This is a genomic window from Shewanella sp. SM95, from assembly GCF_025653595.1.
Lineage (GTDB): Bacteria > Pseudomonadota > Gammaproteobacteria > Enterobacterales > Shewanellaceae > Shewanella > Shewanella oncorhynchi.
In genome coordinates this window covers 638227-651275 of the sequence record NZ_JAKKSE010000001.1, presented here as the reverse complement: position 1 = coordinate 651275, position 13049 = coordinate 638227, and the positions used below count along the sequence as shown (strand labels likewise).

11 protein-coding genes and 1 rRNA gene are annotated in these 13049 nt (G+C 45.1%); 2 read left to right on the top strand and 10 right to left on the bottom strand.

The window, feature by feature from the left end:
* Both L5M29_RS02810 and gmhB read right to left on the bottom strand, forming a co-directional pair.
* Positions 1-238: ribosomal RNA gene (locus L5M29_RS02810) — 16S ribosomal RNA — on the bottom strand; the annotation flags it as partial.
* A gap of 644 nt (positions 239-882) precedes the next feature.
* The gene (gmhB, locus tag L5M29_RS02805; RefSeq protein WP_263166084.1) at positions 883-1431 is read right to left on the bottom strand and encodes a D-glycero-beta-D-manno-heptose 1,7-bisphosphate 7-phosphatase; all 549 of its coding nucleotides are present in this window, start codon (positions 1429-1431) and stop codon (positions 883-885) included.
* Positions 1432-1899: 468 nt separating this feature from the next.
* Between gmhB and L5M29_RS02800 the strand changes: the two genes are divergently transcribed.
* On the top strand, positions 1900-2571 hold the full coding sequence (locus tag L5M29_RS02800) for a GntR family transcriptional regulator (protein ID WP_028760950.1): 672 nt from the start codon (positions 1900-1902) through the stop codon (positions 2569-2571).
* A gap of 91 nt (positions 2572-2662) precedes the next feature.
* Positions 2663-3730 (top strand): ketoacyl-ACP synthase III, encoded by a 1068-nt coding sequence (locus tag L5M29_RS02795; RefSeq protein WP_028760951.1) that lies wholly within the window; start codon positions 2663-2665, stop codon positions 3728-3730.
* A gap of 88 nt (positions 3731-3818) precedes the next feature.
* Here the strand turns inward: L5M29_RS02795 and L5M29_RS02790 are convergent, their stop codons facing one another.
* The 8 genes from L5M29_RS02790 to L5M29_RS02755 form a co-directional block, all read right to left on the bottom strand.
* Positions 3819-4412: a lecithin retinol acyltransferase family protein gene (locus L5M29_RS02790; RefSeq protein ID WP_173244179.1), complete on the bottom strand. Its 594-nt coding sequence runs from the start codon at positions 4410-4412 to the stop codon at positions 3819-3821.
* A 203-nt stretch (positions 4413-4615) separates the two neighbouring features.
* The gene (locus tag L5M29_RS02785; RefSeq protein ID WP_263166081.1) at positions 4616-5302 is read right to left on the bottom strand and encodes an exonuclease domain-containing protein; all 687 of its coding nucleotides are present in this window, start codon (positions 5300-5302) and stop codon (positions 4616-4618) included.
* Between the two features lies 1 nt (position 5303).
* Complete coding sequence (locus L5M29_RS02780; protein WP_263166078.1) at positions 5304-7151, bottom strand: DUF294 nucleotidyltransferase-like domain-containing protein; 1848 nt, start codon at positions 7149-7151, stop codon at positions 5304-5306.
* A gap of 201 nt (positions 7152-7352) precedes the next feature.
* Positions 7353-9089 (bottom strand): sodium:solute symporter family protein, encoded by a 1737-nt coding sequence (locus L5M29_RS02775; protein WP_113940768.1) that lies wholly within the window; start codon positions 9087-9089, stop codon positions 7353-7355.
* An 11-nt stretch (positions 9090-9100) separates the two neighbouring features.
* Positions 9101-9367 (bottom strand): DUF4212 domain-containing protein, encoded by a 267-nt coding sequence (locus L5M29_RS02770; protein WP_006082142.1) that lies wholly within the window; start codon positions 9365-9367, stop codon positions 9101-9103.
* Positions 9368-9999: 632 nt separating this feature from the next.
* Positions 10000-10620: a thiol:disulfide interchange protein DsbA/DsbL gene (locus tag L5M29_RS02765; protein WP_105252156.1), complete on the bottom strand. Its 621-nt coding sequence runs from the start codon at positions 10618-10620 to the stop codon at positions 10000-10002.
* Between the two features lie 121 nt (positions 10621-10741).
* Positions 10742-11605: an NAD(P)-binding domain-containing protein gene (locus L5M29_RS02760; RefSeq protein WP_263166075.1), complete on the bottom strand. Its 864-nt coding sequence runs from the start codon at positions 11603-11605 to the stop codon at positions 10742-10744.
* Between the two features lie 56 nt (positions 11606-11661).
* Positions 11662-12864: an HD-GYP domain-containing protein gene (locus L5M29_RS02755; protein WP_263166073.1), complete on the bottom strand. Its 1203-nt coding sequence runs from the start codon at positions 12862-12864 to the stop codon at positions 11662-11664.
* Positions 12865-13049 lie beyond the last annotated feature (185 nt).

The window sequence follows — 13049 nt, the reverse complement described above, 5'->3', positions numbered from 1 at the left end:
CCTAGGTTCATCCAATCGCGGAAGGCCCGAAGGTCCCCTCCTTTCCCCCGTAGGGCGTATGCGGTATTAGCAGTCGTTTCCAACTGTTATCCCCCTCGACTGGGCAGATCCCTAGGCATTACTCACCCGTCCGCCGCTCGCCACCTCAGAAGTAAACTCCCTTGTGCTGCCGCTCGACTTGCATGTGTTAGGCCTGCCGCCAGCGTTCAATCTGAGCCATGATCAAACTCTTCAATTAAAGTTTTGTTGTTTGACTTTCGTCAAACGGCTCAATGAATTCTACTGTTTTGATTCGCTTTGCTCACTAAGAAGCATCGCGTTTCAATTCATACATTACTGTATGTACATATTACTATGAACACTCAATCACCCTTCCCGTAAGGAGAATGACTTGAAAACATTGATTTAAATTTTTGACTGCCAACCCGAAGGTTAAGCAGTTTCGATTAACTCAACACCTGTGAGTGTCCACACAGATTTGCTTGATAAATTGTTAAAGAGCATGGTTAGCGGCTTATTCAGCGTTTAATCCTTGACCCCGCTGGGTCAGTGGATGCGCATTATAGGGATGTCAGATTTTACCGCAACCCCTTTGGCGCGAATAATTACGAAAAACGATTCAAGCGCACACTTTTTAAACTAAAAGTGTGTTTTAACGCCAATGTTATCGAATTTGTGCTGGATTAAAGCAAAAGATGAGGGTTAACCCAGCGCTAGAAATGACAAGAGCCAACCTATTGGTTAGCTCTTTATCTCATGCGAGATAGCTTTACTTCTGATTTCTATCCAACAAGAGCAACAACTGGCACCGCTTATATCGCATCGCAACCTTGGTTGACGAATCAGCTCATGATGAACTGATTATAAGTAGTAGAACTCCAACTAACCCACGCTTTTTAAGTAAGCTGGCACATCGGCAATACTGTCGAGTACCACAGTGGCATCACTGTCATCAGCAATAACCTTACCGCTGCGCACTAATATACGAGTAGTCACGCCCGCCGCTTTCGCTGCCTGCATATCTTCGGCTTTGTCGCCAACCATGACTGAGTGCGCTAAATCGATTTTTAAGAATTGCGCCGCATCATTAAGCATACCCGGCTTAGGTTTGCGGCAATCACAATCGACCTTATATTCCCCTATGCCTTTCTCGGCATGGTGCGGGCAATAGTAAATACCATCGAGCTCGACCCCTTTGTCGGCAAAGTTCCAATCCATCCACTCCGTTAAGCTGTGGAATTGATCTTCTGTATACATGCCACGGGCAATACCGGATTGATTCGTGACGACAACTAACTTGTAGCCCATTTCTTTTAAAGAGAGGCAAGATTCAAACACACCGTCAATATATTCGAAGTCATCCACTAGGTGGACATAACCATGATCTTTGTTAATCACGCCATCACGGTCTAAAAATACTGCTCGACTCACTGTAATACTCCCAAATCGCCTAAGGCGTTATCGCGCTATTATTCCATTCATTATCAGAAATTGCACCGCGAAGTTATGCTTTTAGCGCTAAATTGCGCATTAGTGATATTTCGTGGCTGTACAGGCAAATCTCTATGCACAGCTTGTGTCTATGCGAGATAGCAATTGTCCCACCAAATTAGAGTCCAAAAAAATCCAGCAGTGAAATGTGTAATTACACTGTTTTAATCAAAATACTCAATCGAAGAAGCTGAACAGCATTTTTACAAATATTTGCCACCGTTGCCATCGAAGCCGCTCGCAAGGAATGCGCTTCAAATCGTAAGAGAAAACCACAAAAAACCCCGTCTTTTGGGCATTGTTAGTCTCTGAGATGCTGCACTCAATCAAGCATTTCCCTTTATTTGTGGTGTTTTTAACGGTAATCTTGGGCAAATAACGAGAAAATACCCGAAATAGACGGAAATAATGAGTCGAACTACGCCTATCGTCCACAAAACCCGCACCCAGTTAGTTGTGGAAGTGCTCAGAGAGAGAATTCTTTCAGGTGACATAGCCGCAGGAGAACCCCTCAGACAAAGTGCCTTGGCTGAAGCGTTAAATGTCAGCCGTATTCCGGTGAGAGAAGCATTATTGCAACTCGAAGCCGAAGGACTCGTTAAGTTTGAGCCCCATAAAGGTGCGACCGCGACCGTGTTATCCGTCGAACAAGTCACCGAACTTTTTGAATTACGTGCAATGATCGAAACCGATCTGCTTGCGAAAGCGATCCCACGACTTCAAGAGGCTGATTTAGAAAAAGCAGAACGTGTACTCGAGCAATTGGAGTCGGCCTTCAAACATGAAGATGCCGTCGCCAGTTGGAGCGAGTTGAATACGCAATTTCACACTTGCTTATATCAGGCGGCTAATCGCCCACACACCCTTGAGGTTGTTCACGGCCTCAATACTAATTGTGATAGATACATTCGTTTGCAGTTATTGCTCGCGGGGGGAATTCCTGCCGCAGAGCATGAGCACAGGGCTTTGCTCAACCACTGCAAACTGAGAGAAACAGAAAAAGCGACGGCGCTACTGCGTCATCATATTCTGCATGCCGCAATGACAATTCGAGATCTCGTCGCCAAACAGGTGGTCTAGATCACGGACGGCCATTAGAGTTGCCGATAAGCTTTGTTGTCGATTCAAGGCAGCGCTCAGGTTCTGCCTTTTTTATTTGAGAGAAACCACCATGCAGTACGCCACTATCACAGGTTGGGGCAAATGTGTTCCACCAGCCACGCTGACCAACGATGATCTTGCGACCTTTATCGAGACATCAGACGAATGGATTAAATCTCGCACAGGGATCAGCCAGCGCCATATCAGTCATGTAAATACCTCTGAACTTGCTTCAGTTGCAGCACAACGTGCGCTCGCAGCTGCAGGTATTGATGGCAGTGAAATCGACATGATCATTCTGGCCAGTGCCAGCCCAGACACTTTGATCCCAAATATTGCATCCACTGTACAAGCTAATATTGGCGCCAGTTGTGCAGCATTCGATATCAATGCTGCCTGCAGTGGCTTCTTATATGGATTAGGTTTAGCCAGCTCACAAATCAAGAGTGGCCAGAGCAAGAAAGTATTAGTCATTGGTGCTGAACGTTTATCTTTCTATTTAGATTGGTCACGCCGCGAAACCGCAGTGCTATTTGGTGATGGTGCGGGTGCAGTTGTGGTTGAAGCGACAGATGTTGCCGGTGGCGTGCTCGGTTATGAGCTGAATAACGATCCTGAAGGTCGTGATATTCTGAAAGCGGGCTTTGGCACGGCGATGGACAGATTCTCAGCCGACTCATTGGACTTTTTCATTGAATTCGATGGCCAAGAAATCTTCAAGCGTGCGATTAACGGAATGAATAAATTGAGCACTAAAGTGCTTGAAAAATGTGGTGTTGATAAGGATGAAGTGGATCTCGTGATCCCGCATCAAGCCAACGAACGTATTATTGATACCTTAGTTAGCCGAATGAAAATCCCGAAAGAAAAAGCCTTCGTGAACATCGCTAATTATGGCAATACCTCGGCGGCGACGATTCCAATTGCCATTTGTGATGCGTTAGAACAAGGCATTATCAAGCCGAATCAAACCATACTCTCTTGTGCCTTTGGCGCAGGCTTAACCTCTGCCGCACTCTTGCTGCAATGGGGAAATCGCGTCACACCTATCAATATCAGTGATGCCGAGTTACCGCCTTGCGATAAAACAGGCATAGAGTTAGTCAAACGCGCTGTAGATTATTTTTGTAAGCCGTAAACGGTTTCTGCAAAACGATTACATAGTGTTTCACTAAAACATAAAAGCCATCTTAATCGATGGCTTTTTTAGTATATGACTACAGAGCTTATTCATTCAGCTTGCTAATGATCATCTCATCCCAATAGATAGCTTGATTAAAATGTTCGGCGAGTTTTTGATTTAACTCGTTAAAGCCTTTAATCACGCCTTCGCTGCCACTAATACAAGACCAGACAAATCGATGGCAATTATTGTCGAATAAATCATATTCCCGATACTGATAAATCGCCTGTTCAGCACGGGGCAACACAGACTCGGCAATAAGAGGCTGATGTTGGTGATTACAGGCAAGATAGATTTGGCTACCGGTCCGTCCCGCTAAAAAACGCTTTACCGATACAGCCCGCACCAACCCTGAGCCATGTAACTCTACGAGGCAATTATCACCAAGCCAAATGCCAGTATGCTCAATCACACCAAAAACATAACAACAGACGATACTCCCAGGAATTGGCGATACTTGTTTTAATCCCTTTTGCCATTGACTCGGCGGTGCCACCATAGCGCGATTGGCAACGGGGGACTTAGGAGCCTTACCGAGTAATCTGTCACGCTCAAGCTGTTGACGCTGCTCGCGCTCATCGGCCAGCAAAACCGCGCCGATTACGGCACCACCCACCCAAAGTAAAGGTAACGGCATCATATTCTCCTACACACTCAACTTAGTAGAGTGAAGTACAAGTTGGTTGGATTGCCAAGTTAACGGCAGGTTGAATTCGAACAGAGGATTAAATGTAAACTGAGTTTAGCTTGTCAGTGATTAACCTAAGATGAAATCCAGATGAAACCAATCCATCTCAAATGAATTCACTCACCACAAATAGTGATTTCTGTTAGCACTGACTAAGTCGATTTTTGCAGTAAATCAGCCACAGTAAGCTTTGCCGCACCGCCCATAGCAGCCATTTGCGCAAGTAATAATTCCCCACAAGCTAAGGCATCGGTCAGCGCGCTATGGGCCGTATAAATGGGTAAACCGTAACGCTCGCGACAAGCGCCAAGGCGCAAACTCCCCTCTTTAATCACTGAATGTTCCCGTAGTAAACGGTGTTTTTCAATCATTAAAGTATCGATTGCAGGTAAAACAAGGGCTTGATGATAAATCGTCAATAAATCCTGCTGTAAAAAACGACAATCTAAAGGGGCATGATGTGCCACCAGCACGCGGCCATAGGTTTGATTGATAAACCAGCCCATGGCTTCCTCAATGGTGACGGCTTGTACCAAATGATTATCAAGAATGCCGTGGATCGTCGCACTTTGGCCTACACTACCGCGAATTTGCACTAACTTTTGCTCGGCGCGTGCCAACGGGATCTCACCGCGCTCAATCGGCACCAATCCAATACTGAGAATTTGATCTTGCTGTGGATTGAGCCCTGTCATCTCCAAATCCATCGCCATTAACGGCGCTTCGGATAACGGCATTGCCAGCAGAGGCAACAGCGACTGATAATAGCCTTTAAATAAATGATGTTGGCAACGCAGCGCCCGCCAATTGAGCTGAGTTTTCAGCAACAATGTATTCATATCAAAAACTTCGCATAAATTTCATCTTCATCCCCGCCTGCGCCTCATGTACTACTTTAAAAGCGTCACGTAACTGATGACGAACCAGCGAAGATAAATGCCCAGGCAGCAAATAATTACTCACCTCTACCCCTTGATTATGTTGATAACCTTGGTTCGATAACCGCATATGAGCGATAAACTCGTGGGCATCAGCAAGATTAAGCGCATCTTGTCGATTGAGGATATTCGCATCCATCAAGGCACGAATACGTTTTGCAGTATTCACTTCTTTAATGCCCGCAGACAAGGCATAAACACGGGCAATATCGTTAATCAAAGCATTACCTTTATGCTTCAAATCTATGCCTTTAACTTCGCTACCATCCCGTTCGAGTACAAATTTGCGGAAAAATCCTAACGGCGGCGACTCCACCAGCGAATTGCCTGTCATACCCGCGAGGAAAATATCGTTATCGCGGGTTTGAGCTAAGACTTTATCCAGTAAGGCATCAAACAAGGTTTGTGGACCGTAAACCGATCGCATATCGAAGAAGATGCTGGCGTGCATTAACGCCTTAGGCTCAGGCGTTATGACCCATTTTTCAAATACCTGTTGCCACTGTTTGAGTGACATCCGCCATTGGGGATTTTGCGCCATAATATTGCCGGGACAAAATTCATAACCGCATTGGTCAAGCCCTGCGCACACGGCATGGGTTAAGGCATCAAAATAACCTTTAGCAAAATCATCCATCTCTTCTGCGACTAACAAGCCATTATCTTGATCTGAACACGCAGCCTGATCTTGTCGTCCCTGCGAGCCAAATGCCAACCAGCAAAAGGCCATCGGCGGTTCACCGAGTAATTGCTGATTGAGCACAATTAATCGCCGCGTCAGCGCATCGGTGACAGAGGTTAACACTCGGCCAATTTCTTCAGCTCTGGCATCGGCACTAATAAGATTTTGCAGCAATAGGGGAATTTGCTTACTGACGCCAATTAAACTGGCAAGATCCTGCTGCCGTTCAATCTCACCAATCAACAGTAGCGGTTGTGAGCCCTGCCCGCGCAAGATGTCGGTACTGGTCACCATACCGATAGCTTTATCTTGATCGATAATAGGTAAGTGATGAATGTTATGCTCACTCATCAGCAGCATGGCTTCAAAAATCAATGCATTGGAGGAAATAGAGATAGGTGAAACCGTCATGGCTTGATGCACAGCAACGCTGCCATCAAGCCCTGCAGCTAACACGCGATTACGCAAATCCTTATCGGTTAAGATGCCAACCAATTTATGATTATCCGTCACCAATAAGGACGATACTCGGCGATTTCGCATCAAGAGTGCCGCCTGAGTCACACTAGCTTGGGCATCAATAACGATAGGAGTGGAAGACATCAAGGTACTTATCCGACTTGTGGTCGTCAGATCCTTTGCCTTAAAGCGGGCCTCATGGCGTAAACGCTTTGCGAAGGCGCGGGTAAAAAACTTATCGAAGTGACGACTCTCACTCCTAAGGCTATCAAACAAGGCTTGGGGCAGATGATAAACTAGACCGTCTTCAAGAATAGCGACTTTATTAACGACTTTTTCCCCTGATAACAAAGTAGAAAAGCCAAAAAACTCACCCTCGCCCACTCTATCCACCAACACGCCGTCAGGATCGCGCACCTCAAAGGCGCCGCTACGCACTATATACAACTTAGGCGAATTCGCGTCGAAATTAACATAACCAGAGGCTTTGCTGTAATACCCAACAGTAACAGCCTTAGCGCAGCGCACGACTACATCCTCAGGCAGAGCATCAAAGGGCACAAGTCCCTGTAGAAATTGCACTACGGGTTGTAACTCACTGGCATTCATAGGCAACACCTTCTTTAGGCGAATTTTTACTGAGATGTCATCACTATAGCCTGCATTGTCGCTACGCTACATTCGACTAAAGTCAGCCGCAAGCATAATAAAGTGACTCCCCACAGAATCATAAAAGCTGGCCAAAAGAGGCAATAAAAAAAGAGCGCCGAAGCGCTCTCTTGTGTTGGTACTCACCATTACGCAGTAAGGTTAGTGGCCGCTTGCTTCACCCGAACCTTTAGGGAAACGAATCGATTCAACCATCTCCTGAACATGCAGTGGTGTTGCCGCAGTGACTCGACTCACTATCGCTGCCACACCGAAGTTCACTAACATGCCTACCATACCAATACCTTCTGGTGAAATACCGAGGAACCAGTTAGCAGCTACGTTAGCCGTTGGATCAACAAACTTGAAGTAGATGATATAACCAGCAGTAAACAGTAGACCCGTTAACATACCGGCAATCGCACCTTCTTTATTCATTGTCTTAGAGAAAATACCCATAACAATGGCAGGGAACAGTGAGGAAGCCGCTAATCCGAAGGCGAATGCCACCACTGCCGCCACGAAACCAGGAGGGTTCACCCCAAAGTAACCCGCAATCACAATGCCGATACCTGCCGCCAAGCGAGCGTATAGCAGCTCTTTTTTATCGGAAAGGTTAGGCATTAAATTCTTTTTCAATAGGTCGTGTGAAACCGACGTTGAAATCACCAATAGCAAGCCTGCAGATGTTGATAACGCAGCTGCTAAACCACCCGCCGCCACGAGGGCGATAACCCAAGCTGGTAAATTAGCGATTTCTGGCGTAGCAAGTACGATAATATCGTTATCAATCTTCATTTCATTTTTGCTAGCGGGATCTTCAATCTTACCTGACGAATAGTAAATTTTACCGTCGCCATTTTTGTCATCCCACTTAATCAAACCGGTTTTTTCCCAGTTCTTAATCCAATCTGGTGCAGACTCATAAGCCACACCTTTAGAATCGGGACCGTTAATAGTTTCAATCATGTTCACGCGGGAGAACGCTGCTAACGCAGGCACTGTGGTGTACATAATCGCAATAAAAACAAGCGACCATCCGGCAGTGATACGTGCATCTTTCACCTTAGGTACAGTGAAGAAACGCACGATAACATGGGGTAAACCCGCAGTACCCACCATCAAAGCACCCGTAATACAGAACACATCTATCATGCTCTTAGAACCATCAGTGTAAGGTGCAAAGCCAAGCTCAACCGAAACGTTATTGAGTTTTTCTAACAAATACACACCGCTATTATTGCCAGCGGCATCCAGTAACTCAGCACCAAAACCAATTTGCGGTACTAAGTGGCCCGTCATCATCACTGAAAGGAAAATAGCCGGAACCATAAAAGCGAAAATCAGTACGCAGTATTGGGCAACCTGAGTGTAGGTAATCCCTTTCATACCGCCCAGTACCGCGTAGAAGAACACGACCGCCATACCGATATATACGCCAGTATCCACATCCACTTCAAGGAAACGCGAGAACACAACACCTACGCCACGCATTTGCCCTGCAATATACGTAAAGCAAATAAAGATAGCGCAGATAACCGCGACTGTACGTGCCGCCTGTGAGTAATAACGCTCACCGACGAAATCTGGCACAGTAAACTTACCAAATTTACGTAAATACGGTGCCATACAAAGGGCAAGCAATACGTAGCCGCCAGTCCAGCCCATCAAGTACACGCTACCATCGTAACCGACGAAAGACACAATACCCGCTAACGAAATAAATGACGCCGCTGACATCCAATCTGCCGCCGTTGCCATACCGTTCACCACAGGGTGAACACCGCCGCCAGCAACATAGAACTCTTTGGTTGAACCCGCACGGGTCCAGATTGCAATCCCAATGTAGAGCGCAAATGAGAGCCCTACGATAATATATGTGAGTGTTTGAACATCCATCTCAAAGCTCCTTAGTCTTCTTGTACGTTATATTTTTTATCTAAGGCGTTGGCTTTTGCCGCGTAGACAAAGATAAGCGCAACGAATACATACATAGATCCCTGTTGTGCAAACCAGAAACCTAATTTGAATCCCATGAAATGGACTTCATTGAGTACATCAACCAATAAAATGCCGCATCCAAAAGAAACTGCCGCCCAAATGGCTAATAAGCTCAGTACGAGACGAATATTCTCGCGCCAATAACCCTTTGCCTTGTCGTTGTTTTCAAAACCCATAGTGACTCCCCTGTGCTGTTTTAATTTTAAGTCATGTTTAATCTAGCAACAGCTGGTGTGAGCACAATCACGACTTTCGTCTAACCCGTGATTCAAAACACTGTCTGCAAATAGCGAATAGAAACAAATTCAAAGAGTTAACAATGACATTACATTTTGATACGGTTTTAACTTTTTTAACAGGTTAGACCAATGTCGAACATGAATGAGTGGGATGTGAATGGAGAAAGAGGATTTTCATCCAATAAATAGAAATAACTTATTGTCTGAACTAGGTAAATTAGAAATTTAAATGACCTTTAATACGGCTCTAGACTGGCTTAAAATCAGATGATTTAAGATTTTTAGCCTAGATTATTGAGGATTTTAATTATGAGTTTCTCAATCAATTAGAGACGTTACATCTCTCATCAAACCTAGGTCAGGCCAATTGCTTACCGTTTTATTTCATCATGTTATTTCGTCAAAATGTTAGGGTTTGACTCACAGTCACCTTGCAGGTTTACAACAAAAAATAACCCAGCCTATGCTGGGTTACTCAATCTACTTTGAGGAAACGTGACTAAACATTACTCACAAAAAGCGGCTTTCATCGCATGATACATCGCGTGCCGTCCGTCTATAAAATGCCGTTACTTCGCAGCTAAAAACTTCACTAACGCCGCCAATTCTTCTGCGGTATGCGCGGTTGAGGTCAGCATATAACGGCCATTAACCAGTAATGACGGTACCCCCTTGATCCCAGCAAGCTCAGCTTGAGAGTCATAATTCATTAGGGTGAATTTAGCATCGACGGAATTCATCGCGGCATCGACATCATCCGCCTTAGCGCCTTGGGCAAGGAAAAAGGCTTTTACTTGCTCAAGGGTGGTAAATTGCTCACCTTTCTCATGAATTTGCTTAAAAATGGCACCATGGGTTTGCTTAGTCATCTTTAATTTTTGCGCCATATAATAGGCAAACTGGCTCAACTCCCAAGCAGGACGACCTGCACCAACGGGGGTACGCTCAAAGGCCACATCTTTACCAAGCAGCTTTACTGTCGACTCGATGAGCGGTTCTTGCTTATAACAATGTGTGCAGTTATAAGAAAAAAACTCCCGCAGCACTGGCTTTTGCGTTTCGGTAATGCCCGCCACAGTGACGTAATCCTTGCCTTCTTCGAAACTTGCAGCCTGCAGGGCAAAGCTGGCACTCAGCATTAATCCGCACGCAAATACTGCTATAGGTCGAACTCGATTAAACACGCTCATTATATTGTCTCTTTTTATTCGTCATTTGCTTAAATAAGGATTACACATTTGCTCAAGCAAATTTGGAACCCAAAGATAACCTAAAAGTTCGACTTTTACCTTTTACAGTAATGAACCTTTCTCAACATGCCGCTAGCATATCCAGCGGCGAAACATACTGATATCGAAAGCCTAAATCCGTGACAATCGCGTCAGCTTGGATGACTTTACTCGGCATAGATTGTTGATTAAATTCTGGCGCGACTAAACCTAGAGATTCGGCAGCAGCTTGATAAAACTCAGCTTTAGTCGGATGTGAAGGTGCGCAAAGATTATAAATCGGCGCCACTGATAATCCAGAATGAGTTGCCGCGAGAATGGCGCTAACGGCGTGCACACAGTCACTAAGATGGACTAAATTTACCGCGACATTCGCCCCACTCACATCGGTTTTTCCAGCAAGAAAACGCCCAGGATGACGTTTAGGACCGACGAGTCCAGCAAAACGAACGATACAGGCATGGGGCAATACTTGAAATAAAGCTTCAGCATCTAACAGCACTTGGCTATCGCTTGATTCTGCCATCGCATCGGCTTCTGTCATCAATTTATCTTGCGTCGGATATACGCCCGTAGTGCTGATAAACACAATCCGCTGATATTGCCAGCCTTGAGTTAATGCGATGAGTTGTTGTAATTCTTCAAGATAAGCTGCATTACCACGCTTTAATCGGGGAGGAATATTGACCACCAGATAATCAGTCTGAAATAAACCGCTCAACGCCTGAGCATCGGGGGCAGATGATGCTTCGTGGCCCAATTGCAGCGGATAGGCTTCAATCCCGACTTCAGTTAATACCGATAATTCTTCGGCACTGCGCTTACAGCCAGTGACTCGATAGCCTTCATGGACAAGTTGCTTTGCCAAAGCAAAACCAAACCAACCACAACCGACCAAAGCAACACTGGATTTTACTGCGCTGTTTTCTGCTTTTACATTCGCCATATTAGCCCTAAGGGAATCACATCAGCGGATAGAATACGGAACTTAGCGCATAAGATTCAAGCTTGTAGCGAACTAAAATAAAAACTAATCCCTTTATCGACTTGTAAGGTACGAATAGCACCCTCGGACAACTCTTCCGCCTTGATGGCTTTTTGTACTGTCACGCCTTCATTACTTAAAAAACGCAGCGATGGCTCACTACCATCCTCTTTGCAGGCCCACACTTGGGGTTGACTCACATCTTTAGTCGTCATCATGACTTTTGCGATACAGCCATCGGAGAGTTTCACTATGGTTCCTGGTGGATAAATACCGAGAATTTTAACCAAAATAGCGATTAAAGATTCAGCATGTTTAGTGGCCCGATTCTTAAACAAATAACCTAAAGCGACTTGAGGGGAAGATATTTGTTGACCACTGAGCTGTTGATCGTAGTCATTTGCCAAACTCACGATCTGCGTAATGATAGGGATTTTATGACCCGTCAATCCGTCAGGAAATCCTGAACCATCAACAAACTCATGGTGGTGTAAAATGACATTCAACACCTCTTTAGGGAATAATCCCGACCGATTCAACATGTCAAAACCAAAATTAGGATGCATTTGCAAATAGCTGGCTTCGTGTGTCGTCAGCGCACCACGCTTTCGGCGAATAACATCAGGTACCTTAAGTTTACCAATGTCATGTAACAAACTACCAAGAGCAATATCACGCAGCTCTCTTGGGGTTAAATCCAGCGCATGACCTATCATCATTGCCAGCACAGCGACAGAGATGCCATGTTGGGTCACACTCACATCTTTCTCATCCATCCCAACCAAGGTAAGGAACGGTGTTTCAACTTCCTGTAGATGGCTGAGTAAGTCTTCAACCAGTACCGCTGATAAACGATAGGCGCCTTCAGGATCGCTGACTATTTTACCAAACACACTACGGCAGTTATTCACATTCATTAAAAAACGCTTCTGACTCAAACGCATCGCCTTACGGGTATCGGCCTTAAGATCACGCTCGGGTTCAACTGCTATCTCATCTTCAATGTCATCTTCTTCAACAATATCCAGTTCGGCATTCAATTCAGATAACAAAAAAACATAGGGAACGCCTAAGCCACGGATCATTTCGATTTGAGCGGCACTGCTAATATCAACACGGTTAAATAAAAAAGGGTGGTTCGTCCATGACAAAGGCAACTTGACTCTCATGCCAAGTTGAATTTCTGACAGTAACAACTTTTTTTGAGGTACTTTTGCCACGCAATATGACTCCTTTCAAATGTAATGTGGATATAAACAGATGGCCTCATCTGCGTATCCAACAGGGCACATTTAAGCTAAGTACATATAACTATAGATGATTCAAAGCATTCAATGGAGAAATAAGGTAAAAATCCTTATCAAACTGAGGGATAGAACACATCGTCATGTGCCCCACCGCTCAG

What these genes read in the sequence shown, in the direction of transcription:
- L5M29_RS02800 (WP_028760950.1), top strand. Translation starts at nt 1,900, where the DNA reads ATGAGTCGAACTACGCCTATCGTCCACAAAACCCGCACCCAGTTAGTT.
- L5M29_RS02795 (WP_028760951.1), top strand. Translation starts at nt 2,663, where the DNA reads ATGCAGTACGCCACTATCACAGGTTGGGGCAAATGTGTTCCACCAGCC.
- L5M29_RS02790 (WP_173244179.1), bottom strand. Translation starts at nt 4,412, where the DNA reads ATGCCGTTACCTTTACTTTGGGTGGGTGGTGCCGTAATCGGCGCGGTT.
- L5M29_RS02785 (WP_263166081.1), bottom strand. Translation starts at nt 5,302, where the DNA reads ATGAATACATTGTTGCTGAAAACTCAGCTCAATTGGCGGGCGCTGCGT.
- L5M29_RS02780 (WP_263166078.1), bottom strand. Translation starts at nt 7,151, where the DNA reads ATGAATGCCAGTGAGTTACAACCCGTAGTGCAATTTCTACAGGGACTT.
- L5M29_RS02775 (WP_113940768.1), bottom strand. Translation starts at nt 9,089, where the DNA reads ATGGATGTTCAAACACTCACATATATTATCGTAGGGCTCTCATTTGCG.
- L5M29_RS02770 (WP_006082142.1), bottom strand. Translation starts at nt 9,367, where the DNA reads ATGGGTTTTGAAAACAACGACAAGGCAAAGGGTTATTGGCGCGAGAAT.
- L5M29_RS02765 (WP_105252156.1), bottom strand. Translation starts at nt 10,620, where the DNA reads ATGAGCGTGTTTAATCGAGTTCGACCTATAGCAGTATTTGCGTGCGGA.
- L5M29_RS02760 (WP_263166075.1), bottom strand. Translation starts at nt 11,605, where the DNA reads ATGGCGAATGTAAAAGCAGAAAACAGCGCAGTAAAATCCAGTGTTGCT.